At 71.7% G+C, this 26,455-nt stretch carries 19 protein-coding genes; 11 read left to right on the top strand and 8 right to left on the bottom strand.

Going from position 1 to position 26,455, the window contains the following annotated elements:
- Position 1 precedes the first annotated feature (1 nt).
- The 5 genes from AC27IY_RS07110 (at position 2) to AC27IY_RS07130 (ending at position 7,731) form a co-directional block, all read left to right on the top strand.
- Positions 2–1,015, top strand: a complete 1,014-nt coding sequence (locus AC27IY_RS07110; RefSeq protein WP_487177465.1) for an ABC transporter permease — start codon at positions 2–4, stop codon at positions 1,013–1,015.
- The gene (locus AC27IY_RS07115) at positions 1,012–1,962 is read left to right on the top strand and encodes an ABC transporter permease (protein WP_344206807.1); all 951 of its coding nucleotides are present in this window, start codon (positions 1,012–1,014) and stop codon (positions 1,960–1,962) included. The genes AC27IY_RS07110 and AC27IY_RS07115 overlap by 4 nt, the downstream gene beginning before the upstream one ends.
- The gene (locus AC27IY_RS07120) at positions 1,949–3,145 is read left to right on the top strand and encodes a substrate-binding domain-containing protein (protein WP_487177466.1); all 1,197 of its coding nucleotides are present in this window, start codon (positions 1,949–1,951) and stop codon (positions 3,143–3,145) included. The genes AC27IY_RS07115 and AC27IY_RS07120 overlap by 14 nt, the downstream gene beginning before the upstream one ends.
- A gap of 33 nt (positions 3,146–3,178) precedes the next feature.
- Positions 3,179–4,012, top strand: coding sequence for a sugar phosphate isomerase/epimerase family protein (locus AC27IY_RS07125; RefSeq protein WP_344206809.1), 834 nt, complete (start codon positions 3,179–3,181; stop codon positions 4,010–4,012).
- 248 nt (positions 4,013–4,260) lie between these two features.
- The gene (locus AC27IY_RS07130) at positions 4,261–7,731 is read left to right on the top strand and encodes a ThuA domain-containing protein (RefSeq protein WP_487177467.1); all 3,471 of its coding nucleotides are present in this window, start codon (positions 4,261–4,263) and stop codon (positions 7,729–7,731) included.
- A gap of 66 nt (positions 7,732–7,797) precedes the next feature.
- Here AC27IY_RS07130 and AC27IY_RS07135 read toward each other — a convergent pair whose 3' ends face one another.
- The 6 genes from AC27IY_RS07135 to AC27IY_RS07160 are packed head-to-tail and all read right to left on the bottom strand — an operon-like array spanning position 7,798 to position 13,106.
- Positions 7,798–9,030 (bottom strand): cytochrome P450 family protein, encoded by a 1,233-nt coding sequence (locus tag AC27IY_RS07135; RefSeq protein WP_487177468.1) that lies wholly within the window; start codon positions 9,028–9,030, stop codon positions 7,798–7,800.
- Positions 8,934–10,259 (bottom strand): cytochrome P450 family protein, encoded by a 1,326-nt coding sequence (locus AC27IY_RS07140; RefSeq protein ID WP_344206812.1) that lies wholly within the window; start codon positions 10,257–10,259, stop codon positions 8,934–8,936. The genes AC27IY_RS07135 and AC27IY_RS07140 overlap by 97 nt, the downstream gene beginning before the upstream one ends.
- Positions 10,256–10,834, bottom strand: coding sequence for a GTP-binding protein (locus AC27IY_RS07145; RefSeq protein ID WP_344206813.1), 579 nt, complete (start codon positions 10,832–10,834; stop codon positions 10,256–10,258). The genes AC27IY_RS07140 and AC27IY_RS07145 overlap by 4 nt, the downstream gene beginning before the upstream one ends.
- The gene (locus AC27IY_RS07150) at positions 10,815–11,165 is read right to left on the bottom strand and encodes a DUF742 domain-containing protein (protein ID WP_344206814.1); all 351 of its coding nucleotides are present in this window, start codon (positions 11,163–11,165) and stop codon (positions 10,815–10,817) included. The genes AC27IY_RS07145 and AC27IY_RS07150 overlap by 20 nt, the downstream gene beginning before the upstream one ends.
- On the bottom strand, positions 11,162–11,614 hold the full coding sequence (locus AC27IY_RS07155; RefSeq protein ID WP_329591430.1) for a roadblock/LC7 domain-containing protein: 453 nt from the start codon (positions 11,612–11,614) through the stop codon (positions 11,162–11,164). Before AC27IY_RS07155 ends, AC27IY_RS07150 begins: the two co-directional genes overlap by 4 nt.
- Before the next feature lie 7 nt (positions 11,615–11,621).
- Positions 11,622–13,106 (bottom strand): ATP-binding protein, encoded by a 1,485-nt coding sequence (locus tag AC27IY_RS07160; RefSeq protein WP_487177469.1) that lies wholly within the window; start codon positions 13,104–13,106, stop codon positions 11,622–11,624.
- Between the two features lie 441 nt (positions 13,107–13,547).
- On the opposite strand from AC27IY_RS07160, the gene AC27IY_RS07165 reads away from it, so the two are divergent.
- The 5 genes from AC27IY_RS07165 (at position 13,548) to AC27IY_RS07185 (ending at position 21,102) form a co-directional block, all read left to right on the top strand.
- A complete protein-coding gene (locus AC27IY_RS07165; protein WP_487177470.1) occupies positions 13,548–14,480 on the top strand; it encodes an ABC transporter ATP-binding protein in 933 nt (310 codons plus the stop codon).
- Positions 14,477–15,181, top strand: a complete 705-nt coding sequence (locus AC27IY_RS07170) for an ABC transporter ATP-binding protein (protein WP_487177471.1) — start codon at positions 14,477–14,479, stop codon at positions 15,179–15,181. Before AC27IY_RS07165 ends, AC27IY_RS07170 begins: the two co-directional genes overlap by 4 nt.
- Positions 15,182–15,197: 16 nt before the next feature.
- Positions 15,198–18,368 carry an FtsX-like permease family protein gene (locus AC27IY_RS07175; protein WP_487177472.1) on the top strand — a complete coding sequence of 1,057 codons (3,171 nt, stop codon included), beginning with the start codon at positions 15,198–15,200 and terminating at the stop codon, positions 18,366–18,368.
- Entirely contained in the window at positions 18,365–20,476 is a 2,112-nt protein-coding gene (locus tag AC27IY_RS07180; protein ID WP_487177473.1) for an FtsX-like permease family protein, read from the top strand. The genes AC27IY_RS07175 and AC27IY_RS07180 overlap by 4 nt, the downstream gene beginning before the upstream one ends.
- 152 nt (positions 20,477–20,628) lie before the next feature.
- Positions 20,629–21,102: a DUF4189 domain-containing protein gene (locus tag AC27IY_RS07185; RefSeq protein ID WP_487177474.1), complete on the top strand. Its 474-nt coding sequence runs from the start codon at positions 20,629–20,631 to the stop codon at positions 21,100–21,102.
- 343 nt (positions 21,103–21,445) lie between these two features.
- Here AC27IY_RS07185 and AC27IY_RS07190 read toward each other — a convergent pair whose 3' ends face one another.
- Both AC27IY_RS07190 and AC27IY_RS07195 read right to left on the bottom strand, forming a co-directional pair.
- Positions 21,446–23,866: a hypothetical protein gene (locus AC27IY_RS07190; protein ID WP_487177475.1), complete on the bottom strand. Its 2,421-nt coding sequence runs from the start codon at positions 23,864–23,866 to the stop codon at positions 21,446–21,448.
- A 194-nt stretch (positions 23,867–24,060) separates the two neighbouring features.
- On the bottom strand, positions 24,061–25,005 hold the full coding sequence (locus AC27IY_RS07195; RefSeq protein ID WP_487177476.1) for an acyltransferase domain-containing protein: 945 nt from the start codon (positions 25,003–25,005) through the stop codon (positions 24,061–24,063).
- A 521-nt stretch (positions 25,006–25,526) separates the two neighbouring features.
- Here AC27IY_RS07195 and AC27IY_RS07200 point away from each other — a divergent pair.
- Positions 25,527–26,210, top strand: coding sequence for a F0F1 ATP synthase subunit A (locus AC27IY_RS07200; protein ID WP_487177477.1), 684 nt, complete (start codon positions 25,527–25,529; stop codon positions 26,208–26,210).
- Positions 26,211–26,455 lie beyond the last annotated feature (245 nt).

The following is a 26,455-nucleotide window of genomic DNA, read 5'->3' on the forward strand; positions in this document are numbered from 1 at the left end:
GATGAACGTGCCCGTGCGCGCCCGCCGTCCCGCCCGCTCGGGCGCGGCGCACGGCGGCCTGGCGGCGCGGCTGCGCGAACCCACGCAGGTGGTGTTCCTCGCGCTGCTCGGCCTGGTCGCGGTCGGCTGCGTCCTCGTCGCGCTCGACGGCGGTCAGTTCCTCACCTTGGAGAGCGTCGTCGGCATCCAGCAGCGTTCGGCGGCCCTCGGCATCGTGGCGATCGGGCAGACGCTGGTGATCCTGGCCGGGTCGCTCGACCTGTCGGTGGCGTACCTGATCAGCCTGGCCTCCCTGGTCGCGGCGGAGACCATGGCGGGCCGGGACGGGAACATCCTGCCGGCGGTCGCCGCGGTGCTGGCCGTCAGCACGCTGGTGGGGCTGGCCAACGGGCTGATCATCACCAGGCTCCGGGTCCACGCCTTCATCGCCACGCTCGGCGTCGCCCTCATCGTCAAGGGCGTCGTGGACCACCTGTACGACGGCCCTGCGGGCAAGGTGCCCGAGTCGTTCCAGCTCCTCGGCTACTCCCGGATCGGGCCGATCCCCGTCTCCGCCATGCTCTGGGCGGGCGTGGCCGTCGCGGCCTGGTTCCTGCTGAGCAGGACCCGGCTGGGCTACCGGATCTACGCGGTGGGCGGGAGCGAGGAGGTCGCCCGGCTGTCCGGGATCCGCACGGGCCGGGTCGTCGTGATCACCCACGTGCTCTGCTCCGTCTGCGCCGGCATCGCGGGCCTGCTGCTGGCCGCCAGGCTCGGGGCGGGGGCGCCCACGGTGGGCACCGACGGCGGCTACGACCTGGAGTCCATCGCCGCGGTCGTGCTCGGCGGGACCGTGCTGGCCGGAGGCAAGGGCGGCGTCGCGGGAACCGTGGGCGGGGTCCTGCTGCTGGCCGTCCTGGACACCATCTTCAACCAGCTCGAGGTCAACTCCTTCGTCAAGGACGTGGTCCGCGGCGTGGTCATCGTCATCGCGGTGGCCGTCTACGCGCGGCGTGGAACAAGGCGGCCGGCATGAAACGGGCACTCCCCATCGTCGTGGTCCTCGTGGCGCTGCTGGCCGCGATCGCGGTCGCCAACCCCTTCTTCCTGGAGCCCGCCGGGTTCCTGGGGTTTCTCAAACGGGCCGCGCCGCTGGTGATCCTCGCCGCGGGACAGTATTTCGTCATCGTCTCCGGCGAGTTCGACCTGTCGGTCGGCTCGCTGGTGACGGCCGAAGTGGTGATCGCCGCGCGGCTCATCGACGGCGACGAGTCCGCCACGTGGCCGGTCCTCGCCCTGCTGATCGTCGTCGGGCTGCTCGCCGGGCTGGTCAACGGCGTGGTCACCACCAAGCTGCGGGTGCCGTCGTTCATCGTGACGCTCGGCATGCTGCTCGTTCTCAGCGGGGCGGTGTTCCTCTGGACCGGCGGCGCGCCGCGTGGCGCGCTGTCGGAGGGCTTCCGGGTGTTCGGCCGCGGCGGCCTCGGGCCGCTGCCGTGGTCGGTGCTGATCCTGCTGGCCGTGGGCGCGGCGGCGATCTGGCTCATGCGTACGGATTTCGGCAGGACCCTCATCGCCGTCGGCGACAACGAGCGGGCCGCGGCGCTGTCCGGGGTCCGGGTCGACCGGGCCAAGATCTTCGCCTTCATGCTCTCCGGTCTGGCCGCCGCCGTCGCGGCCGTCCTGCTCGGCGGTTTCGCCGGGGTGTCGGCACAGGCGGGCCAGGGACTCGAGTTCTCGGCCATCACCGCGGTCGTCCTCGGCGGCGTGGCGCTCGGCGGCGGGCGCGGCTCGGTGCCGGCCGCCCTGGCCGGCGCCTTCACGCTGGAGGCGCTGTTCACCCTGCTCAACCTGTACGGAATTTCGGGGGCGCTGGAGTTCACCGTGCAGGGCGTCATCATCATCGCCGCGGTCGCGGCGGGAGCCGTCCGGCTTCCCTGGAAGTTCACCCCCCGAAGAGGAGACGCACATGCCGCGTCATAAGGCCGCGATCGCGGTGTTGTCCGCGCTCGTTCTCGCCGGCTGCACCACCGACAAGCCGGCGTCCACCACCCAGTCCGCGGCGCCCGCCACGAGCGCTCAGGGCTCGGGCACGGGCGAGCAGTCCAAGTTCTTCGTGCAGGCGGACTTCGACGCCCAGCTGGCCATGCGCTCCGAGACCCCGCAGGGCCCCTCCGGCAAGCCGTGGGAGCAGGCCATCGCCCCGCAGATGACCGGCACCGCCAAGTACAAGAAGGACGGGCCGTACCACCTGTGCTTCTCCAACGCCGCGGTCAACAACCCCTGGCGGCAGGTCGGGTGGAAGACGATGCAGGCAGAGGTCGGCCTGCACAAGGAGATCGGGAAGTTCACGGCGCTCGACGCCGAGGGCAAGGACGACAAGCAGATCTCCGACATCGCCGAGCTGCAGGCCAAGGGGTGCGACGCGCTGATCGTCTCGCCGAACACCACGGCCACGCTCACTCCCGCCGTGACGGCCGCCTGCGGGAAGGTGCCCGTCATCGTGTTCGACCGGGGGGTGGAGACGGACTGCCCGGTGACGTTCATCAAGCCGATCGGCGGCTACGCCTTCGGCGCCGATGCCGCCGAGTTCCTGGTCGAGAAGGTGCCGGCGGGCGGGAAGGTGCTGGCGCTGCGCATCCTGCCCGGCGTGGACGTGCTGGAGACCCGCTGGTCGGCGGCGAAGGTGGTCTTCGACAGGAGCCGGCTCCAGGTGGTGGGGGTGGAGTTCACCGACGGCGACGCCGCCAAGACCAAGAGCATCGTCAGTGACTACCTCCAGCGGTACGGCAAGATCGACGGCGTCTGGATGGACTCGGGCGCCACGGCGGTGGCGGCGATCGAGGCGTTCGAGGACGCGGGCGTGCCGGTGCCGCCGATCAACGGCGAGGACCAGCAGGACTTCCTGCAGAAGTGGAAGGACGCGGGCCTCACCGCCGTCGCGCCCACGTACCCGACCTATCAGTGGCGCACCCCGATCATCGCCGCGCTGAAGATCCTCAAGGGCGAGGAGGTGCCCAAGCTCTGGAACCTGCCGCAGCCCAAGGTCACCGGCGAGAACCTGTCGACCTACATCAAGCCCAACATGCCGCCGCTGCACTACGCGCTGTGCGGTTGTGAGGACCTGCCCGGATTCCCGGAGACCTGGGGCGGGAAGAAGAGCTGACCAGATCCCGCACCGGCGACGAAGAGGGACGCCATGTTCTCCATCGGAGTGAACACCTGGGTCTGGGTCTCCCCGCTGACCGACGCCGAGCTGACGCGGCTCGCCCCCCGCATCGCCGGGTGGGGCTTCGACGTCGTCGAGCTGCCCGTCGAGCGGCCCGGCGACTGGGACCCGGGCCGGGCCGCGGCGGTGCTGGCCGAGCACGGGCTGGCCGCGTCCGTGGTGCTGGTCATGCCGCCGGGGCGCGAGCTCGTGACAGCCTCCCCGCGGACCGTCCGCGACACCCAGGACTATCTGCGGCACTGCGTCGACGTGGCGGTGACCGTCGGCTCGCCGGTGATCGGGGGGCCGGCGTACGCCTCGGTCGGCCGCACCTGGCGGCTGTCGCCGGACGAGCGCCGCAGCGTCTACGCGGAGCTGCGGGAGAACCTGCGGCCCGTCCTGGACCACGCGGGCGAGCGCGGGGTGAAGCTCGCGGTCGAGCCGCTCAACCGGTATGAGACCAGCCTCGTCAACACGGTCGAGCAGGCCCTCGACGCGCTGCCCGAGGACTGCCACCTGGCGCTCGACACCTACCACATGAACATCGAGGAGAAGGACCCCGCCGAGGCGGTGCGGGTCGCGGCGGACCGGATCGCGCACGTGCAGGTGTGCGGCACCGATCGCGGCACGCCGGGGGCCGACCGCTTCGACTGGCCCGGCTTCACCGGGGCGCTGCGCGACGTCGGCTACCAAGGGCCGCTCGTCATCGAGTCGTTCACCGCCCACAACCAGACCATCGCCACGGCGGCCTCCGTCTGGCGGCCCCTCGCGCGAAGCCAGGACGGGCTCGCCGTGGACGGCCTCGCCTACCTGCGCACCCTCTGATCGAGGCTTGAAAGTTTCATACTTATCTCAATGCTTCTTCTTGTCTCGCTGGCTACCGGTGGGGGCGGCGTGGATTCGGCAATGTCGCCTTCACCTGGAGATATCTGGTGAACGAAGCGAGTTCTCGGCTCAGTGGAAGCGGAAAGACGGTCGTCAATTCGCTCGATAGGCATGCTTGACGCCCGTGTTTAGTCCGACCTATTTTCGTGGCGACTCGATTTGGGTGGGCCACTCCCAGGAGATCCTTCATGCGAACATCACGCCTGCTCCCCGCCCTCGCCGCGGTCCTGTTAGGGCTGTGGCTGTCCGCGGTGCCGCTGGTGGCGCACGCGGCCGCTCCGCAGTTCAAGGTGCTGCTGTTCACCAAGACCGCGAGCGGCGCCTACCGGCACGACTCCATCCCCGCCGGCATCGCGATGTTCCAGCAGCTGGCGGCCGACAACAACTTCCAGCTCGACCAGAGCGAGGACTCCGCCGTCTTCACGACCGCGACCCTGAACACCTACGACGCGGTGATCATGTTGCAGACCAGCGGCATGGTCTGGGACAACGACGCCCAGCGTCAGGCATTCCAGGCGTACGTCCGCAGCGGCCACGGCGTCGTCGCGATCCACAACGCCACCGACATGAACATCGAGACGCAGTTCCCCTGGTGGGACCAGGTCGCCCTGGCCGGCGCGCACATGACCGCGCACTCGTCGATCCTCCAGGGCACCGCCAAGGTGGCCGACAAGGTTCACCCCTCCACGAAGGGGCTGCCGGATCGCTGGGTGCGCACCGAGGAGTGGTACAACTTCGACAAGAACATGCGCGGCTCGGTGCACGTGCTGGTGACCGCGGACGAGACCACCTATGACGCGGGGCCGAACAAGATGGGCGCCGACCACCCGATCTCCTGGTGCCACAACCCGGAGGGCGGCCGGTTGTGGGCCACCGCGATGGGCCACCAGGCGTCCTCCTACTCGGAGTCGTCGTTCAAGCAGCATCTGCTGGGCGGGGTGCAGTGGGCGGCGGGCGCGGCCCCGGGCGACTGCGGCGGCACCGTCGCGGGCCGGTTCCAGAAGGTCACCCTCGACGCCGCGCCGGACCAGCCGATGGAGCTGGACGTGGCCGGTGACGGCAGGGTCTTCTACATCTCGCGCTCGGGCAAGGTGAACCTGATCCCCGCGGGCGGCGGGGGCACGCGCGTCATCGCCACCCTGTCGGTGTACGACGGCGGCGAGGACGGCGGCGTCGGGCTGGCGCTGGACCCGAACTTCGCCACCAACGGCTGGATCTACGTCAACTATTCGCCGTCCAACGGCGGTGAGGTGAACCGGGTGTCGAGGTTCACCTTCAACGGCACCAGCCTCGACCTGGCGAGCGAGAAGAAGATCATCGAGGTTCCGGCCTACCGCAACGTCGACGAGCCCGGCCACACCGGCGGCTACCTCGCGTTCGGGCCGGGCGGGAACCTGTACATCGGCCCGGGTGACGACACCAACCCCAACGGGTCCAGCGGCTACGCCCCGATCGACGAGCGGCCGGGCCGGGAGCACTACGACGCCCAGCGGTCCGCGGCCAACACCAACGACCTGCGCGGCAAGATCCTGCGCATCCACCCCGAGGCCGACGGCACCTACACCATCCCGTCCGGCAACCTGTTCGCGCCCGGCACCGCCAAGACGCGGCCGGAGATCTACGCGATGGGCTTCCGCAACGCGTTCCGCTTCTCGGTCGACAAGGTGACGGGCTGGATCTCCGTGGGCGACTACGGCCCCGACGCCGGCGCCGCGAACCCCAACCGCGGTCCCGAGGGCACCGTCGAGTGGAACCTGATCAAGCAGCCGGGCTTCTACGGCTGGCCGTACTGCGTCGGCAACAACATCCCGTTCAACGACTACAACTTCGCCACCAACACCTCCGGCGCGAAGTTCAACTGCTCGGCGCCCGTCAACGACTCGCCCAACAACACCGGCCTGACCAATCTGCCCGCGGCCAAGCCCGCGACCATCTGGTACAACTACCACGCCTCGGCCGAGTTCCCCGAGATCAACTGCTGCGGCGGCGCCGCCCCGATGGGCGGCCCCTTCTACCGCTACGACGCCGCCGGCGGCTCCGACCGCAAGTTCCCCGAGTATTTCGACGGCACGCCGTTCCTCTACGAGTGGAGTCGCAACTTCGTCAAGGAGCTCCGGCTGGACTCCTCGGGCAACCTCCTGAAGATCAACCCCTTCGCGGCGCAGCTCGCCCCGCACGCGCCGATCGACATGAAGTTCGGTCCGGACGGCGCGCTGTACATGGCCGACTGGGGCAACGGCTTCGGCCACGCGAACACCGATGACAGCATCTACCGGATCGACTACGTGGCGGGAAACCGCGCGCCCCTGGCCAAGGCGAGCGCCAACCCCGACTCGGGCGCGGCGCCGCTGACGGTGGCGTTCTCCTCGGCCGGCTCGTCCGACCCCGACGGCGACGCGATCACCTACGCGTGGGACTTCGGCGACGGCGGGACCTCCACCAGCGCCAACCCGTCCCACACCTACAGCGCCAACGGGACCTACACCGCCAAGCTGACCGTACGGGACTCCGGCGGGAAGACGGGCAGCGTCACGTTGTCCATCGCCGTCGGCAACACCCGTCCCAAGGTCGTCTTCTCGGCTCCGCCCGACGGCGGGTTCATCGACTTCGGGGACCAGGTGGCGTACACGGTGAGCGTCACCGACCCCGAGGACGGCGCCGTCGACTGCACCAAGGTCAACGTGATCACGGCGCTCGGCCATGACCAGCACGCCCACGACACCGGCCAGTACACCGGTTGCACCGGCACGGTCACGACCACCGCGTCCGGCCACGACGAGGCCGCCAACGTCTACTACGCCCTGTCCGCCGACTACACCGACAAGGGCGGCCTGAAGGGCAGCGCCGGCGTCACCCTGCAGCCCAAGCACAAGCAGGCCGAGCACTTCACCGGCTCGTCCGGGATCCGGATCGTCGACGAGACGGGAGCCGAGGGCGGCAGGCGCATCGGCGACATCTCCAACAACGACTGGATCTCCTTCAGCCCGGTCAACCTCTCCGGGATCGACACGGTGTCCTTCCGCCTCTCGGCGCCGTCCAGCACCGGGGCGTCCATCGAACTGCGCGCCGACTCGCCGACGGGGACCCTGATCGCCTCCAGTCCCGTCGCGGCGACCGGAGGCTGGAACACCTACGTGTCCCAGCCCGCGGTGCGGGTCACCGACCCCGGAGGCACCCACACCGTCTACGTCGTGTTCAAGGCGCCGTCCGCGAACGCGTTCGACGTGGACTCGTTCACCCTCAACGGCAAGGGCGTCGGGGTGGGTGACGGCTCGTCCTCGGGCAGCGCGCTGCGGGGTGTGGCATCGAACCGGTGCCTCAACGGCGCTTCGCAGACGAACGGCACACAGGTGCAGATCTGGGACTGCAACGGGCAGCCCGGCCAGCAGTGGACGGCGACCGCCGCGGGTGAGCTGCGGGTGTACGGCACCAAGTGCCTCGACGTGAACGGGGGCGGGACGGCGGACGGCACCGCCGTGATCATCTGGGACTGCAACGGGCAGAACAACCAGAAGTGGCGGCTCAACACCGACGGCACGATCACGGCGGTGGGAGCGAACAAGTGCCTGGACGTGTCCGGCGCCGCCACCGCCAACGGCACCAGGGTGCAGATCTGGCCGTGCAACGGCCAGAACAACCAGAAGTGGACTCGCGTCTGAACGCCCTGTGACGTCCGGACCCTGGAGCCGCCCTTCTGCGGCGGCTCCAGGGTCCGGACGACCGTGTCAGCCGCGCGGGCCGTCCCCGAGCAGGAGCGGCAGCGTGCTCCACCCGTGGGCGATGAACGACGGGACGTGCCTCAGCTCGCCCTCGCCCACGGCCAGGGACAGATCGGGGAAGCGGTCGAACAGGGCGGGCAGCGCGGTGAGCGCCTCCTGCCTGGCCAGCGGGGCGCCGATGCAGCGGTGCACGCCGATGCCGAAGGCGAGGTGCTCGTCCTGGGGCCGCGTGGCGTCGAAGCTGCCGGCGTCCCGGCCGTGCTGAGCGGGGTCGTGGTTCGCCGACAGATAGGTGGTGAGGATGGCGTCGCCCGCCGCGATCCGCGCGCCGCCGATCTCGATGTCCTCGATGGCGAAGCGCAGGGGCAGGTTCGCGATGGAGGGCGCCCAGCGCAGGGTCTCCTCCACCACCGCCTCCCACGAGATCTCTCCGGCCAGCACCCGCCGGAGCTGCTCGGGATGGGTGAGCAGGGCGTGCACCGCGTTGCCGATCAGGTTGACCGTGGTCTCGTGCCCGGCGGCGATGAGCAGCAGCAGCGTGTCACGCAGCTCGTCGTCGGTGAGCCGGTCGCCCTGGTCGCGGGCCTGGATGAGCTCCGTGGTCAGGTCGTCGCCGGGATGTTCGCGCTTGTACGCGACCAGCGCGGGCAGCACGGTCATGATCCGCTGGAAGTTGGCCGCCGCCGCCTCCGGCGTGGCCGTGGTGTCCATGACCGCTTCCATGATCTGCGCCATCTCGGCCCGCATGTGGTCGGGCACGCCGAACAGCTCGCAGATCACCCGCATCGGCAGCGGATGCGCGTACGCCGCGCGCAGATCGACCGGCTCCCCGGCCGGCGCCGCCGCCATGTCGTCGAGCAGTTCGCCGATGATGCGCTCGATGGTCGGTTGCAGGGCCTTGCTGCGGCGGGCGGTGAAGCTCGGCGCGATGAGCTTGCGCAGCCGCCGGTGGTCCGCGCCGTACGTGCTCAGCATGTTCCGCACGCCGAGCCACGTGGCGATCCACATCCACTCGGGCCGGGAGCCGACCTCCTCCCACAGCCGCCAGTGGCGTTTGTCCTTGCTGACCAGCGGGTTGAGTATGAGCTCCTTGAGCAGCTCGTGCCCGTTGACCGCCCAGGCCGGGATGCCTCCGGGAAGCTCTACGAGGACCAGGGGGCCGAGGTCGCGTAGTCGGCGGGTCTCGCCTGGGAGGTCTGCTCCGAAGGGGTCGAGGACGACGGGTGGTGCGCTGACCAAGGGGATTCTCCTGGCTGGTCTGGACGGATGGGGGTGAAGCGGACGGGCAGGCCGGCCAGCGACCGGATGAAGGGCCCCGGCCGCCATTCCAGCTCCTCACGCGGCACGGTCAGTTCGAGGTCGCTCAGGTGGGAGGTCAGCCGCTCGATGGCGGTCATCGCGATGAGCGTCGCCGGGTCCGCCGCCGGGCAGCGGTGCGCGCCCGCGCCGAAGCCCAGGTAGGCGCCGCCGTCGGAGCGCAGCTCGTCCGGGACGTGCGTGGGCTCGGTGTTGGCCGCCGCGTAGGAGACCAGGACCAGCTCGGCGGGCTGGATCCAGGTGCCGTGGAAGTCCACCGCCCGCGTCGTGAAGTACGGGCCGTAGTTGGCCATCGGGGGCTCGGCGCGCAGCGCCTCCAGCAGCGCGTCGTACGTGCTCAGCGCGCCGTTGGACAGCGAGTTGTAGTAGCGGTCGTCGCTGACCATCCGCGAGATCGTGTTCGAGATGAGGCTGGCCATCGGGTCGAAGCCGGCGGCCAGGGTGACCACGAGCGCCTCCAGCACCTCCTGCCGGCTCAGCCCGACGGGATGGTCGATGAACCACGAGGTGAGGTCGTCGCCGCGGTCGGCGTACTTGGCCTCGATGAGCTCGGTGATGTAGCGGTAGTAGGCTTCGGTGCCGCGCGCCCCGGCCTCGCCGTCGGCCTCCATCATGTCGTACAGGGCCGAGATCAGGGCGGCGCTGTCGGCGTCCGGGCGCCCCAGGAGCAGGTTGAAGACCCGCAGCGGGATCGGCCTGGCGAACTCGGTGGCCAGGTCGGCCGACCCGGTAGCGGCGAAGCGGCGGATGAGCGAGTCGGAGACCTCGATCACCATGTCGCGCAGCTTGTGCGGCTGGATCATGCCGTAGCAGTCGGTCATCACCTTGCGGTAGCGGGCGTGATCGGCGCCGTCCGAGTACAGGACGTTGGTCCGGTGGGCGAGCATGCCGAGCGCGGCCGCGGCCCCGGGCGTGTCCGGCAGCCTGACCTGCCACGGGCGCGAGTCCTTGCTCCAGACGCCGCCGGCGTTGGTGAGCACGTCCACCGCGGCCTGGTATCCGATCACCAGGTGGGCCTGGACGCCAGGGGCGATCTCCACGGGCGCGACGGGGCCGTGGCGCTCGCGCAGTCTCGCGTAGACCGCCTGCGGGTCCCGGGTCCACTCGGGGCCGTACAGCTTGCCCGCGTCGGGCAGATAACGCAGGGTCATGACACCATCAGTTCCTTGATGTGCTCCACAAGAGCGATCAGCGAGGCGCGGGCGGAGGCGGGGTCGCGGGCGTCGCACACCAGCAGCGGGGTGCGCGGGTCCAGGTCCAGCGCCTGCCGCAACGCCTCGGCCGGGTATTCGGGCGAGTCGGGGAAGTGGTTGACCGCGACCGCGTATCTGATGCCGGCGTTCTCCACCAGATCCAGTACGGCGAAGCTGTCGTCGATGCGCCGCGTGTCGGCCAGTACGAGCACGCCCAGCGCGCCGCGTGCCAGCTCCTCCCACAGGACCTGGAAGCGCGTCTGGCCAGGAGCCCCGAACAGGTACAGCACCACGCCGGGCAGCGTGAGCCGGCCGAAGTCGATGGCGGTCGTGGTCGTGGTCTTCTCGTTGACGCCGGTGAGGTCGTCGACCAGCGTGCCCGCCTGGGTCAGGACCTCCTCGGTGTTGAGGGGCTTGATCTCCGACAGGGCGCCGACCATGGTCGTCTTGCCCACGCCGAACGGCCCGGCGATGATCAGTTTGACCGGGATGTGGTCGACGCTGATCCGGCTTTCAGAGAGCGCGGAGGCCACTCAGAACCAACTCCAAGATTTCTAGGTCAGGACCGTCCGCGCGGGGCGGATCCCGGGTGAGCAGCGTGCCGGAGGCCGCCAGCCCCGCCACCAGCAGCCGCACCACGCAGTACGGCAGGTCCAGGTGCGCCGCGCACTCGTAGACGGACAGCGGACCCTCCCTCAGGAGGTTCACCAGGTGGACGCCCGGAGGGTCCAGCGCGTCGGCGGCCACCTCGGGAGCGACGTGGACGAGTGTCGTCCGCTCGACGTTGATCTGTTCGGGCACGGCCAGCTTGGCGGCGGCCATGAAGTCGGGGACGACACGCCGGCGCTGTCGTCCGGAGGTCATGCGGGGATTTCCGGTGTCCTGGCCGCGCTGGCGTCGTTGAGCGCCTTGATGAGCTTCTGCACCTGGAGCTGCACCTCGTAGGCGAGAGACCCGACGTTGACGGCACCGGTGGCGGCCACGACGATGGCGGCGCGGTCTCCTGCCGGGGCGATGTAGTAGTAGCCGTTGCCCGCGGAGATGACGATGTCCACCACCTCGCCGTCGGCGCCGTTGCTGAGCCCCTCGCACAGGGCGCGGGCCGCTCCCAGCACCGAGCTCGTCATCGCGGCCGTTCGCTCTCCCGCCTCGACGCTCACGTCGGCGGAACCGCCGAGGATGAGCCCGTCGCGGCTCAGCACCACGCCGCTGGCGACACCGGGCAGCGCCAGGAGCGGCGACAGAACCCAGGACACGTCGAGCGTCAGCGGCCGGCGGCTCGGGCGGGGGGTGGCGGCGGGGGTGTGGTCCATGGAGCGGTCAGTTCCCTTCGGTCGCGTCGTCCTGGTGAGACGGCATTGCTTCGCGGCGGCCCGCTTCGGCGCCCGTCTGGAAGTCACCCCACCGCTTCTGGGCCTCCTCCGGGGTGGTGAGCGGGCCGGCGGCGGCGCTGGACGGAGCGCGCCGCGGCGACTGACGGCGGCGCTGCGGCAACCCGGGAAGACCTTCGGCCCCGGCAGGGCCGGCAGCCGGGCCGGCCGGGCCATCGGCCAGTGCGGTCGCGCGCGCGGGCATCGCCGCAACCGACGCGTGCGCCGGTTGCGGCGCCGTCTCGGGCTCCGGCGCACGGCGCTGGTACGGCGGCGCCGCCGCCACGACGGCCCTGACCGGCTCGGGCGCGAGCACGGAGGGGCGGGTGCCCTCGGGCATCTCCACCAGCAGGGCCGCGGGTACGCTCACCACGGCCTGGACGCCGCCGTAGGCGCTCTTCTTCACCGTCACCTGCATGCCGTACTGGGCGACCTGCCGCCCGATGGCCGCCCATCCGGTGTGGGGCGGGCTGCCCAGGTCGACCAGCCGCACGGCGTGCCGGCCGCTCAGCAGCCGGCTGGCCCGCGCGTACTGCTCCTCGTTGAGCCCCACCCCGGCGTCGTCGATGACGATGGCCGCGCCCGTGTTGGTCTCGTGCACGGCGATGGTCACCTTGAGCGTGCCGTGGGAGTGATGGACGGCGTTGGCCAGCAGCTCAGAGGTGACGAACAGGATCGGCTCCGCGGCCCTGGCGGCCACGCCGACGCGGCGGCGCAGGTGGTTGGCCGGCCCCTCGATGCGCTGATCGAAGTTCTCGACCCGCGCGATGGCTCCCACCACGAGGTCCACGAGGTAGGTGTCATCGCGGGACAGGCCCGTCGTGGCGCCGCAGGCGATGCCGGTGGCCTGGGCGCGGCGCACGATGAGCTCGTTGAACATGTCGAGCCCCAGCACCTCGCGCAGCAGCTGGGTGTGCTCGTCGCCGCTGTAGCGCCGCTGCACGGCGGCCAGCAGGTCCTGGGCGCGCAGCGCCTGGGTCTGCACGCGGGCCATCGCGCCCCGGACGACCGCCTGGGCCGCCTCGTCGATGCGGACCGCCTCCTCGCGTACGGCGTTGGAGATCGCGTCGAGCAGGGCGTGGTGCTGGCGGTCGACGTCGGTGCCGGCCAGCGCCGGATTCTGCAGCCCCGGGACGGTCACGTGCGAGGCGCGCAGGTGGGAGACCAGTGCCGGGATGCGGGTGGACAGCAGGTGCTCGGTCTCGACGCGCGTCAGGTCCTGCTGGGCGCGCAGCTCGCGGGCCTCCTCGGCGGCCTCTCTGGCCTGATGCTCGGCCTGCCGCATCCGCTGTTCCCGTTGAGCGTTCTCGCGGGACAGGTGTTCGTACGCGTCCCGGGTCTCGGTCAGCTGCGCACGGGTCCGGACGAGCTCACGGCGTACGCGGTGGCGGTAGATCAGCACGCTTGCGAGGGCGACGGCGACGACGCCTGCCACTATCGCGACGCTGGCAAAATCTGGCGGCATGACAGTCCTGAGCTAGGGGGAAAGAGCGAATCGGCGCCGTTCGATCACCCAGTATTCCGAGGACGTCTAGATAGTCAAACCATCAGGAAAGCCCCGAAAAGCAGCCTAAAGCATGAGAAAAAGGCATTAATCGGTCATATTCCTCGCGATTCAATCACACCCAGTGATCAACCCACGACGAGAGGGGGTGATTGTGGCTCTGAACTGCGGAAACGTCTGGCCGCGCATAAGGGATCATGCGGGCCGAATCTGGGTCTTCCTGGCTCCTTCTTGATCACCTTCATGCTCGATCGTCATTCGCCGCTCACGCAAAGTAGTTGTCGCGTACGTTCAGGAAAGAGTCTTGGGCTCGATTTGCGCGGGCGATAGAGTCGGCCCCGGAGCGCAGCCGTGCCGGGGTCGAGGAGGGGGATGTCCATCACGCCCTTACCCCTGCCGCAGCCTCCCGCGAAGGCGCCGGAGTTCGGGCGGGACGCGCTGATCGTGTGCGAGAGCCTGGTGCGGATCTACCAGTCCGGGTCGGTCGAGGTGCAGGCGCTGCAAGGGCTTGACCTGGTGGTGGACGGCGGGGAGATGGTGGCCGTCGTCGGAGCGTCCGGGTCGGGAAAGTCGACGCTGCTGTCCATCCTGGCCGGGGTCGACGCCCCCACCGCCGGGCGGGTGCGGGTCGATCGGTGGAACCTGCTGGACATGTCGCGGGCCGACCGGGTCCGGTACCGGCGGCACACCGTCGGACTCGTACGCCAGCAGACCGCCGCCAACCTCATCCCGTACCTGACCGCGCGGCAGATGGTCGACCTGCCGATGACCGCGGCCCGCACTCCCGGCCGGGTACGCCGCAAGCGCGCCGCCGAGCTGCTGGACCTGCTCGGCGTCGCCGAGTGCGCCGAGCGGCGGCCCGCGCAGCTGTCCGGCGGGCAGCAGATGCGGGTGGCCATCGCGGTGGCCCTCGCCAACGAGCCCAGGGTGCTGCTGGCCGACGAGCCGACCGGGGAGCTGGACAGCGCCACGTCGGCCGCGGTGTTCGGGCTGCTGCGGGACGTCAACCAGCGGCTGGGCGTCACCGTCGTCGTCGTGACCCACGATCCCTCGGTCAGCGGGCAGGTGGAGCGGACGGTGGCGATCCGCGACGGGCGCACGAGCAGCGAGGTGCTGCGGCGTACCGCCACCGGGGACGACGGCGCCCAGCAGGTGATCGCCGAGGAGTACGCGGTGATGGACAGGGCCGGGCGGGTTCAGGTGCCGCGCGACTACCGGGAGGCGCTGGCGCTGACGCGACGGGTCCGGCTGGTGCTGGAGGCCGATCACGTCGCGATCCGTCCCGACGGCGGCGGGCCCGCGTGAACGACGGCCCCCTGGTGAGCGTGCGCGGCGTCCATCGCCGGTACGGCAGCGGGGCGACCGCCGTGCACGCGTTGCGGGACGTGACGTTCGAGCTCGCGGCCGGCACCATGACCGCCCTCGTCGGGCGGTCCGGCTCCGGCAAGACCACGCTGCTCAACATCATCGGCGGTCTGGACCGCCCGGACTCCGGCACGGTCCTCGTCGACGGGACGGACGTCACCGCCCTCGACGAGGACGGCCTGTCCCTGCTGCGGCGGGAGAAGGTCTCGTACGTCTTCCAGACCTTCGGCCTGATCCCCGTGCTGTCGGCCGCGGAGAACGTGGGCGCCCCGCTGCGGCTGGCCCGTGTACCGCCGGTGGAGCGTGAGCGGCGGGTCGCGCTGCTGCTGGAACTGGTCGGGCTGGCCGCCCACGCCGAGCAGCTGCCCGCCGAGCTGTCCGGCGGGCAGCAGCAGCGGGTGGCGATCGCCCGGGCGCTGGCCGCCTCGCCCCGGCTGCTGATCGCGGACGAGCCGACCGGGCAGCTGGACGCCGAGACCGGGCTGTCGGTGATGGCGCTGCTGCGCGGGGTGGTGGAGTCCGAGGGGGTGACGGCGTTGGTCTCCACGCATGATCCGACGATGCTCGCGCTGGCGGATCGGGTGATCCGCATCAATGACGGGCATCTCGCCGAGCACTCCGCGAGCCGGGGCGATTCGTGATCGGTGAGGGTCGTCCGTGCTGAGGCTGGTCGCCCGGCGGGCCCGTGCCCAATGGCCGTTGCTGGCGGCGCTCCTGGCCGTCGCCGTGGTCGGCCCCACGCTGCTGGGCACCTGCGCCCTCCTGCTCACCCGTACCGCCGAGCGGGCGCTGGAGACCGCCGCCTCGCGCGCCACCCCCGAACAGATCGACGTCACCGCCTACGCCGTCACCATCCGCGGGGAGCACGCGAGATCCGTCGCCGACGACACCCGCGCCGTGCTGACCTCGGCCCTCGCCCCGTTCGCGACGACGACGGCCGCGCGTGCGTCGTCCGCGATGCGGTCGCTGCCCGGCTCCGGTGTCCCGGCTGTGGCGTACCTGTCGGGGGTGGAGGACCTGCCGGCCCGCACCCAGCTGGCCGCCGGACGCCTGCCGCGGGCGGGCGCCGCGCCGGCGGAGGCGGTCGTCCTGGAGAGCACCGCGCGGCAGCTCGGCCTGACCGCCGGCAGCCGGGTCCGCCTCGGCAGAGAGCTGGCCGACGATCCCGACCAGGAGGCCGAGGTGCGCGTGGTCGGGATCGTACGCCCGCTGCCGGGCGCCGGCTGGGAGCGTGACCCCCTCGCCGCCGCCGGCTACGACCCGGCCTACCGCGACGGCCGCTCCGCTCAGCCGGTCCACGCGTACGGGCCGTTCCTCGTCGACCTCGCCGACCTGCTCGGCGGCGGCTCCACCCTCGACCGGCTGGAGATCGCCGCCCGCCCCGACCTGTCCGCCCCAGCCGTCCGCGACCTCGACGCCGTCACCCAGGCCGTGCTCGGCGCCGACCGCCGCCTGGGGCGGACGCTCGGCGACCGGGTACGCATCCAGCGCGTCGCCTCCCGGCTGCCCGCGACCCTGCTGTCCGCCCACGAGCAGCAGCGGGTCACCACGGCCGCCGTGCTCGCCGTCGCCGCCATCGGACTCGTCCTGACCGCGACCGCCCTCGCCCTCGCCGGCCGGCTCAGCGCCGGTGTACGCGGCGACGAGACCGCCCTGCTGTCCGCGCTGGGCTTCGGCCGTGGCCAACTCGCCGGCGCCGCGCTCGTCGAGGCCGGCGCGCTCGCCGTGCTCGCCGCCGCGGTCGCGATCCCGGCCTCGTCCGCCCTGCACGCCGGGCTGACCCGGCTGCCGCCCATGGCCGGGGCCGGGCTCGCCACGCCTTTCTCCGTGAACGCCGTACAGGTGCTGTCCGTCGCCGGCGGCGCGCTGGCGCTGGCGGCGGTGCTCGTCGTTCCCTCGCTGCGGACCCCCTCCGCAGGTGTGCGCGGGCGGCGGGAGCTGCTCGCCCGCTCCGGCGCGGACCTGCTGCTCGTGGCGTTCGCCGCCGTCGGCTGGTGGCAGTTGCGCGATCAGCCGGCCGGTTCGGGCTCTGCCGTCGACGCCGTACGGGTGCTCGCTCCCGCGCTGCTGCTCATCGCCGGATCCGCCGTGGCGTTGCGCCTGGTGTGGCCCGCGTTGCGTCTGGTGGAACGGCTGGCCGGACGGGCTCGCGGGCTGATGGTCGCGCTGGCCGCGTTCGAGGCCGCCCGCAGGCCACAGGCGGTCGCGGCGGGGCTGCTGATCGGGCTGGGGTGCGCGGCGGCCACGTACGGGGTCGGGTTCGACGCCACGTGGCAGCGCTCCCAGCAGGACCAGGCCGATCTGTCCGTCGGCACCGATCTCGCGCTCACCCTCACCGCCCCGCCCGCCGCCGGGCAGGGCAGCCTGGTCGGCGCGGCCAGTGGGGGAGAGGTGAGCCCGGCCACCGATCGCGGCATCGCGGTCGGGCAGTGGCTCGGCGGCGCCGGTGACCCGCCCCGGCTGATCGCCGTGGACACCACGCGTGCCGAGGCGCTGCTGCGCGGGCGGCTGGACGACGGCCGCACCTGGAGCGACGTGGGCGCCCTGCTCGCGCCGCGGACGCGGGCCGCCGGTGTTCCCGTCCCGGCCGGGGCAGCGCTCTCCCTGACCGGGAAGGCGACCGGTCCGACGCCGCTCACCGTGACGCCCCGGCTGCTGCTGCAGGACGCGACCGGGCTGCGTACCCCGTGCACGGGCGCGCCCGTCCCGCTCGACGGCGCGGCGCATCCGCTGCCGGACTGCGCGACGGCCGAAGGGCTCCAGCTGGTCGCGGTGTCCCTTCCGTTCGCGATCGCGACGGGGAACGTGGGCACCGGCTACTCCGACGCCCTGGCGGAAGCCCCCGAGGGGGACAGCCGCGTCGCCGTCACGCTCACCGTCGCGGGAACAGGCTCCGGGGCGTCGCCCTGGACCGCCACCTCAGCCGGGCCGGCCCCCGGGCAGCTCGGCAGTCCGGCCGTCGCCCTGACCAGCACCTCCGCGGGCACCGAGCTGAGGATGACCACGACCGTCGCGCTGAAGGGCCCCCCGGAGGCCGCCAGGAACCTCATCGCCACCGCCTTCCCGGCCCCGGGACCGGTGCCCGTGGCCGTCTCCGCCCGCTTCGCCGACGAGGTGGGCGCCCGGCGCGGCTCCCGGCTCGACCTCACCGTCGGCCTCACCCCCGTACAGGTCGACGTGGCCGAGGTGCTGCCGGCCGTGCCGTCCGCGCCGGGCGCGGCGGCCATCCTGGCCGACTTCGACGCCCTGTCCCGTGCCCTCGCCGTCAGCGGCGACTTCGACGTGCCCGTGGACGCGTGGTGGGTCGGCCGTCCCGTCAGAGGTGACGCGGCAGGTCTCCGCCTCGGCGACGTCACCACGCGCGCGTCCGAGACCGCCCGGCTCACCGGCGGCCCGCTGCGGGCCGGGCTGCCGGCCGTGCTCCGGCTGCTCGTCCCGGCGGCGGTGCTGCTGATGATCGCCGGGATCGTCCTGCACGTGACGTTCGACCTGCGGGCCCGCGCGGTCGAGATCGCACGGCTGCGGGGGCTCGGGATGACCCGGCGCGAGATCCGTGCCGTGCTGCTCGGCCAGCACGTCGGCATCCTGGTGCCGCTGCTCGCGGTGGGGGCCGTCGTCGGCGCGCTGGCCACCCGCGTCGTCGCGCCGCTGCTCGTCCGCTCCGACACCGGCGCCGCGCCCGTCCCCGAGGTCCTGCCCGTCTGGCCGTGGGCCGCCGAGGCCGTCCTGCTCACCGGGCTGCTGGCCGGGTGCGCGCTGGCGGTGAGCGCGGTCGTCGTCGTCCAGGCCCGGCTCGCCGACGCCGCGCATCTGCGGGTGGCGTCGTGAGGGTCCCGGGACCGCACTGGCCCAGCGTCGCCGGCCGCGCCCGCGCCGACGCCGGGCCGTTGCTCCTGGCCGCGGTCGTGGTGGCGGTCGTCACGTTGCTGGCCGGCGCCGTACCGCCGCTGTTGTCGGCGACCGCCGACGCGGCCGTACGGGACGCGGTGCGCAGGGACGGCGGCGACCTCCAGGTCCACTCCCGCATGGAAGGCGACGACGGGCCGGACGGCAGCCGGGTCCGGCACCCCCGCCTCGCCGAGGACGTCGACGACTTCCGTACCCGGGCGACGGACGAGCTCGGCCCCGGCCTGCGCGCCGTCCTGCGTCCACCCGTCGCCACCGTCACCAGCCCCACCCTCAAGATCACCGATGGCAGCGTGCTGCGGACGTTCCAGCTCGCCTACGTGGCCCGCGACGGCGGGCCCGACGTGACCTGGATCGCGGGCGGCCCACCCCGGCCCACCGCCCCCGAGACGGCGGCGGTTCCCTACGGCGCGCCGCCGTGGCCGGTGCAGGTGGGCCTGTCGGAGGCGGACGCCGCCGCTCTCCAGCTCCGTCCCGGCGCCCACATCCCGCTGGCCGACGACCAGGGGAACGTCAAGAAGGTCCAGGTCAGCGGCGTCTTCCGGCCTCGGGACAGCGCCGATCCCGCCTGGCGGCTCCTCCCCCCGCTGCTCCGTCCCGTCGCCGGCGCGGACGGCACCGGATCCACCCGGCTCGCCGGGCTGCTGTCACGCGAGTCGCTGCCCGACGCGCGGCTCGCCTTCGGGCCGGACGAGTTGCGGCGTACCGTCTCGTTCACGCCCGACCCGGCCCGGCTCACCTGGGACCTGGTCCCGTCGGTCGCCGCGAAGGTGGTCGCGCTCAAGGCGTCCTCCGGCTCCTCCGGCGCCCGGGACGGCTCACTGAAGTGGGAGACCCGGCTCGACGGGGTGTTGCGGAAGGTGAGCGCCCAGGTCGAGGCCGCGTTCGCGCAGGCGTCCGTCCTGCTCGTCACCCTGCTCGCCGTCGCGGTCCTGGTCCTGCTGCTCGCCGCCGACCTGCTGGTACGCCGCCGCGCCCCCGCCCTGACGGCCGCCCGGCAGAGGGGGATGTCGCTCCCGGTGATCGGCGGCGAGCTGCTGCTCGAATCCGCCGCGCTGGCGCTGCTGGCCACGGCGGCCGGGCTCGGCCTGGCCCGGGCCGTCGCGCCGGGGGTCTCCTGGGAGTGGACGCTCCCCGTGGTCGTCACCGCCGTCGCCGCGGGGCCGGCGTTCGGCACGCTCGCCGCCGCCCGCGCCACCCGGGATCGCCGCGTCCCTGCCAACCGGAGTGCGCGGCGGTGGGTGCGTGACACCGTACGACTGCGGCGGGCCGCGCTTGAGCTGGGGGTGCTGGCGGTCGCGGCCGGCGCCCTCGTCGCGCTGTACCAGCGTGGGATCGGCGGCGGGGTGCTGCCCGCGAGCGCGCCCGCCCTCTGCGCGCTCGCGGGCGCGCTCGTGCCGGTGCGGGCGCTGCCCCTCGCGATGCGCCTCGTGCTCAGGCGGCTGCTGCGGTCGAGCCGGCCGCTGGCGGTGTTCGGGGCCGCGCGGGCGGCGGTGGCCTCGGCCCGGGTGCTGCCGCTGCTGGTGCTCGTGACCTCCGTGGCCTTGGCGTCGTACGCGCTCGTCTTCGCCGGCACCGTCGGCCGTGGGATCGCGGAGGGGCCGCTGGCCTCGGGCCTGCTGCGCTTGGCGTGGGTCTCGGCCGTGACCCTGCCGGTCCTGGGCCTGCTGGGACTCGCTCTCGGCACGGCGGCCGGCGCGCCGGAGCGATGGCAGACCCTCACCCGGCTGCGCACCCTCGGGCTGCGGCCCCGGGAGGCCCGGTGGGTCGCCGCGGGAGAACTGCTGCCGCCGGTGCTGGTCGCCGCCGTGGGCGGTCCGCTGCTCGGGGTGCTGCTCGCCCGCCTGACGTTCGGCTCGCTCGCCCTGCGCCTGCTCACCGGCGCCGATCCGACCCCGGCGGTGCCGTGGTGGGCGCTCGGCCTGGTGGCGGTCGTGTTCCTGGCGGCGGTCGCCGTCGTGGTGCCCGTCGAATCGGCGCTGCGCCGGCGGCGACGGCTGAGCGAGGTGCTCCGCGCGGGCGACAGCTGAGCCGGCCGGCCGGTAGGGCGGGTTTCCCGCGACAGGATCGGACTCCTGCCCCCCGGCCCGCAGCGCGCCGTGGTCCAGGAGCTGCGGACGGGGAGGCCGAGGCTTCCGTTCCTTTAGGCATCTATCGGTTCAAGTGGTTTGCAAGTGGCACAATGCAGACTCTTCTCATCAAGCACGCTGCCGTCCGCTCGGACGGTACGAAGGGAAAGACATCCATGCTGCTAGGCAAGAAGCTCACTGCGATGGCCGCTTGCGTCTTCATGGCGAGCGGGGTGCTGGCTACGGCGTTTCCCGGAGCCGCCAGTGCCGCTACATCGGCTACTGCGGGCGCAAGTCACGCACGTTACTATTACGGCGCCATCGCCGTGGCCCCGAGCGGCCGTAACGGCAGGTCCTGGAACTACTCGACAGCGGCTGCCGCCAAACGGCGGGCGCTGAAAGAATGCGGCCGCTCCAGCTGCAAAGTCCTTGTCACCTTCGTCAACGGGTGTGGCGCTGTCGCCTACAACGCCAGGCGAAACGTCTATTGGGGCGGCAGGGGGAGCACGCCCGCCAAGGCGAAGAGGAACGCCGTGGCCAATGCGGGCGGCGGCCGCTGGGTCGTTTATCAGTGCACCGACCGATGACGCCGGCACGGCAGCCATCTTCCGGAAAACGGGGTCTGGCGCGAATCCCGTGCGAAGGGCTGGGCACAGCCGGCGAGCAGGACGCGTTCACGCAGTAGGTCAGGGTCGGCTCGCTCGTACATCTGCCGCCATAAGGCATGGCCGAGGTCACCGGCCTCGGCGGCACTGGCGCGGTCTGCGTCACGCCACCATCGGGCCGGGGGAAGGGTGCCGTGAGGTGTGGATCTCGCGGGGCTTCGTCCCGGCCCGAAGACGGCACTCGGGTGCTGCGGTGTCACGCGTGCGATGTCGGGGTGGTGGCTCGGGCCGGGCCTGATCGGGCTCGGCCGACGCCTGACGCGCGCTACTCGCTGCTCACGCGTTCTCCGGTGTCGAGCACGTCGGCCAGGCGGTCATGGGTGAACTGGTAGTACGGGCCCGTCCGGCGAAGCAGCCGCCGCGTGTGCAGCTCCTCCAGGAACAGCACCGTCCGCCACGGGAGCTTCCTGCTCCCTGCCAGCCAGAGCTGCCCGACCACGACGGCAGGCCACACCGTGTGCAGGGACGCCAGCACCACGCCCAGGGTGAGGCCGAACAGGATGCCCTGCCAGGGTTGCACGCTGAAGCCCCCGCTCTGCCCCTCGACGACCTTGATCAGGCTGTCGCCGGGGCCGCGCAGCACCATGATCCCGGCCGTGGCCACCAGGGCGACCGCGGCCACGCAGCCCAGCGCCGCCCACCGGTCGCCGCGCCGGATCGTCCTGGCCGAGGCGGCAGGCTCGCTGGGCAGCGACTGGGCGAGCCAGTTGATGGTGCCGACGACCAGCGCGATCGGCACGCCGAGCACGAGGCCGAAGACGATCACTATTTGCGTCCCGTACGCCGCGCCGCGCCAGATACCGGTCAGCCCCGCCATGACGCCGATCAGCACCACGGGTGGGATGGCCTTCAGCAGGTACGGCAGCGGCGACCTGAGAATCCCCCGGATCCGCGGGGCGAGCCTGCACGGGACGGGTGGCGCGGACAGGTCCACGGCCATCATCCGCCCGGCCATCGTGGCGATGCCGACGCCCGTGGCCATCGAGACGAAGATGGGCGGGAAGCCGCCGCCGTACTTGAACTCGGCGCCGAGCCGGCCGGCCACCTCACAAGCCAGCGCCGACCCGCAGGCCACCAGCGCCACGGCAGCCGTCCCGACGACCCGCCCGGGGACGCCCAGGCCACGGCCCCGTGGGAGGGGAAGGCGAAGGGGATGCCGGCGGATCAGCAGGGGACGGCAGGCGAGCGCCAGCGTGAAGGCCGTGCCGAGCTCGACCGCGTCCCCCGCCGCCTGCGCCGGGGACAGGTGGAACAGACCGATTCCCCAGACTCCCGCCGTGGCCGTGAGCCCGGCGATCACGACCGAGCGCGCGTCCGGTGTGACGCCTCTGAGCAACCCCATGACCACTCCGGCCGCCAGCCCGATGGCCAGCCCGCGGGTCAGCCCGAGCGGCATGACGAGCGCGAGCTGATAGGCGGGCAACAGCACCAGCGCGGTGGCGAACATCGGCACGGCGGGCGGGATCGCGGTGTGCACCTCCCACCACGCCATGCGCCGGTCCTTGCGCCCGCGCAGCACGGCGGCCAGATTGCGCAGCCAACGGCGGGCTCCGGGCGTGTCCAGCCGTAACCGGAGGCCGGGGTTGAGTGCCGTACTGGTGGCCATGGCGACCTGCTCGTTCAGCAGGAATTCCTCGGCGGAGGTGCGTCCATGCTCGTCCACGAGGGTGACGAGCCGCCCCGGATCGCGCCCTGACCCGGGGTCGTCGCACACCTGCCGTGCCAGGCCCAGGAACAGCGGCGTGGACAGCAGCGCGGTCAGGTCGTCGTCCTGTCGCCGGTTGATCCGGTCCAGCACCGGACGCCACCTGCCATCGGCGGCGGGTTTGCCCACCAGCTGTCGCAGGTGCTTGTGCAGCAGGCCCGGCTTCGGAGGCGCGAGCGTACGGACGGTGTACCCCGCCGGCAGGATGGACGGATCGATCGTGCCGCTCCTGGCGAACAGGATGAGGGGGCGGGTGTGCAGGGCACTCCGCTCCAGTTGTCCCACCGCCTCCTTCGCGTGCGCGGCCAGGGCGTCGAAGTCGTCGATGATGACCACAGTGGTCGCTTCATGGCCGAGCACGTCGTAGAGGTTGCCCTTGTGCTCGTACCCCGGGCCGAGCACGGAGGAGACCTCCTTGTCGAACCAGTCGGCGAACGAGTCGCGTACCGGGTCCCACGAGGAGCCGTCCAACAGCAGCGGCACTTGACCCTCGGACAGCAGTCCCAGAGCCATCATCAGCGCCAACGTCGACTTGCCGCTGGACGGGGGACCGTAGATGATCATCCGGCCCGGGGTGGCGCCGGTGACGAGACCGGCGGCATGTCTCTGGAACTCGCCCGCCGCCCACACGGGGCCACCGGAGTCGCGCCGGGCGTCCCTGCCGTTGCGGTCGAGCAGGCGCACGGGCAGGAGCTCGGGACGCAGGAGGCCCCGTAGCTGGGCGTCGCGGTGCAGCACGCTCTTCATCTCGGTACGAAGACGTTCGCGCAGGTCGGCCGGGGTCACGGTTTTCTGCTGCGGGTTGACGACAAGGCCCAGCAGGGTGAGGAACAAGCTGGCGATGCCGGCCAGGCCGTTCGCCATGTCGATCTTGTCCAGGGCCACCGCGACGGCTATGGCGACGGCCGCGGTCGCGAACACGAAGATCTTGGCCCAGCGGCGGGCTTTCGCGCCCAACGTACGGACCTCGCTCTCTCTCACGGAGCATCAGGCCGGAAGGAAGGAGGCAGCAGGTGTCGCTGTTGAGCAAGCCGATGACCCGGCGGTCGCCTGGGCTCGTGCCTACGTCGGGCGCCGGATCGGTGGGCGGCGCCTGACGGACTGAGTGCGGTCTTGCACCTTCATCATGCCTCCGGCATCGCCTCGCCGCGCGCGCCCTGCCGGGGCACTCGTGGCTACATCGGGAAGCGGCCGCGGCGGATGCGCCAACTGCGGCCGGCCTTCAGGTGGTCGATGATCGCGCGCTGGAGCGCGGTGCGGCGCGGCAGCTGGTCGAGCGGCGTCGTCAGGGTGCGGAAGACGAACCGCAGCACCTCGACGTCGGCGTCCTGCCCTTCCGGCTCCTGGTAGGGCTCCAGCTCGAACCGCCGCTGGAACCGGACGATGTTGGAGTCTTCAGGCAGGTACTCCAGCAGTTGCGGGTCGAGCAGCCACGAGCCGCAGGCGAACTCCGTGTAGCGCTCGTCGGGGAAGTGGCGCGGGAAGAAGGCGCGGGCCTCGTCGAGCGACGCCTCGACCGCCTCCGGGGTCAGCGGCCCCGTCTCGGGGATGTGCAGGTCGATGGTGGCGCCGCCGCGGTGGTGCTGCAGCCGGCCCAGCTCGTAGATGGCGCCGCGCGCGTGCAGGGTCAGCCAGCTCTGCATGACCGGCCAGCCCTCGCCGCCCATGCGCCGGTCCACCGCGAGGTTGCGGCCCAGGTCCGCGAGCGTCGCCCACGACTCGGACTCGTCGATGCCGTGGTCGCGGTGGTACTTCATGACGACGTCGACCAGGGCCAGGTACGCGTACACGTAGAGGTGCCGCCAGGCGGGGCCCCGTTCGCGCGGCAGCGCCGGGCCGGGCGGCAGCCAGCCGTGGCCGCCGAGATCGGCGCTGACCAGGGCGATCGAGCGGTCGAGCAGCCAGCGCAGCTCCGGTGTCCACAGAGGGGAGCCGGGGTCGGGCCAGCCCTCCATGATCTCGGCGGCGTCGTCCGGGGGGACCGCGAGCCGGTTCAGGAGCGCGGGCGCGTCGGCCTTGGCGGGTAACGGAGCCGATGGCCGGTCGCCGGCGAGCCGGGGCACACGCTCGACGTCCTCGACGGGCACCCCGAGCCGGGCGGCGGTTTCGTCAAGATCCACGCGGCTGATCCTACGGGCCGATGGGGTCGCCCTTCCAGGTTGCGTGGGATGCGCATCGCCAGCCGATTGCGCCCCACCTGTTCCTCAATAGAGAAAGGTTTTGCGAGCGCCATTGGGCGGCTGGTGATTGCCGCAGGGGCGACGGCAGGACAAGGGCTGGCGAAAGGATGTCATAGTACTTTAGAATCCACGCTATGGGCGGATACCGGGAAAAACGCACCGCGGTCGATTGCCGGCCGCTCCTGGCGCCCGCGGCGCCGTAGTCCCGGCTGGACGAAGGTGCAGCTCAGCGCCTTCGAATGTCGCCTGACCTGATAGTCCGACAGTGGATTCCAGCGACTCCGGGAAGAGGTGCTGGGTTTCTTATTTGGCTCGGACCAGAAAGGACCGCCGTGCGGACGACGATCCTGATCACCTCCCATGTTCTGAAAGACCCCTCTGGGCAATGGACTGCTCCCGGACTGGAACTCTTCGAGTTTCCGCCGATCCTTCCCGGCGGCCCGGAATGGTTCACCAAACCTGTGCTCATCGCCCTGCTGAGCTCGGCCGTCGCCATCGCCCTGTGCTGGGCCGCGTTCGCCAACCCGAAGATCGTCCCGCGCGGCCGGCAGAGCCTCGGCGAGTACGCGTACGTGTTCGTACGCGAACAGATCGCCAAGCCCAACCTCGGCAAGGACGCCGACCGCTGGATGGGCTTCCTCTTCACGGTCTTCCTGACGGTGCTCGTCTGGAACCTGATGGGCATCATCCCGTTCATCCAGTTCCCCCTCGCCGCGCACATCGCCTTCCCTCTCGTGCTGGCGCTCACCGTGTACGGCATCAAGGTCTACCTCGGCGTCCGCCACCACGGGGTGCGTGGCTACCTCAGGGGCATCGTGCACCTGCCCGGCCTGCCCGGCTGGGCGTACGTGCTCTACGCCCCCCTGATCCTGGCCGAAGTGTTCGTCACGTCGCTGTTCACCCACTTCATGCGGCTGTTCGCCAACATGTTCGCCGGGCACGTCCTCGTGGCCTTCTTCAGCTCGGTGGGCTTCTGGTTCCTGTTCGAGCGGCTGACCCCGCTGGGCGCGGGCCTCGGCGTCCTCGGCGTGCTGATGACGATCGTGATGACGGCTTTCGAGATGTTCATCCAGTTCCTGCAGGCGTTCCTGTTCGCCATGCTGGCCGGGATGTTCATCGCCGGCGGGCTGCGCGGAGAGCACTGACGGGCATTCGTGAACGCTGCGTGCAGGTCGCTGAACGCGAGCATGATTCACGTAACGTATACCAAAACGACCGCTTGTCCCATCTGACACATCACAAGAGGGGGGAGATAGGGGGGGCGTTAGGGGTCGTGGCGTGATCTACCCACATATACTGCCGTCATGTTGTCCGACAGATCCCCTCTTCAGCCAGTCTGTTAGGAATCATGTCAGCAACAATGTGCAGCCTGTCAGGGTGGCGTCGGAAG

This window comes from Nonomuraea sp. B208 (assembly GCF_057536035.1).

What these genes read in the sequence shown, in the direction of transcription:
- AC27IY_RS07155 (WP_329591430.1), bottom strand. Translation starts at nt 11,614, where the DNA reads ATGGACCACACCCCCGCCGCCACCCCCCGCCCGAGCCGCCGGCCGCTG.
- AC27IY_RS07120 (WP_487177466.1), top strand. Translation starts at nt 1,949, where the DNA reads ATGCCGCGTCATAAGGCCGCGATCGCGGTGTTGTCCGCGCTCGTTCTC.
- AC27IY_RS07165 (WP_487177470.1), top strand. Translation starts at nt 13,548, where the DNA reads ATGTCCATCACGCCCTTACCCCTGCCGCAGCCTCCCGCGAAGGCGCCG.
- AC27IY_RS07150 (WP_344206814.1), bottom strand. Translation starts at nt 11,165, where the DNA reads ATGACCTCCGGACGACAGCGCCGGCGTGTCGTCCCCGACTTCATGGCC.
- AC27IY_RS07140 (WP_344206812.1), bottom strand. Translation starts at nt 10,259, where the DNA reads ATGACCCTGCGTTATCTGCCCGACGCGGGCAAGCTGTACGGCCCCGAG.
- AC27IY_RS07110 (WP_487177465.1), top strand. Translation starts at nt 2, where the DNA reads ATGAACGTGCCCGTGCGCGCCCGCCGTCCCGCCCGCTCGGGCGCGGCG.
- AC27IY_RS07125 (WP_344206809.1), top strand. Translation starts at nt 3,179, where the DNA reads ATGTTCTCCATCGGAGTGAACACCTGGGTCTGGGTCTCCCCGCTGACC.
- AC27IY_RS07185 (WP_487177474.1), top strand. Translation starts at nt 20,629, where the DNA reads ATGCAGACTCTTCTCATCAAGCACGCTGCCGTCCGCTCGGACGGTACG.
- AC27IY_RS07130 (WP_487177467.1), top strand. Translation starts at nt 4,261, where the DNA reads ATGCGAACATCACGCCTGCTCCCCGCCCTCGCCGCGGTCCTGTTAGGG.
- AC27IY_RS07115 (WP_344206807.1), top strand. Translation starts at nt 1,012, where the DNA reads ATGAAACGGGCACTCCCCATCGTCGTGGTCCTCGTGGCGCTGCTGGCC.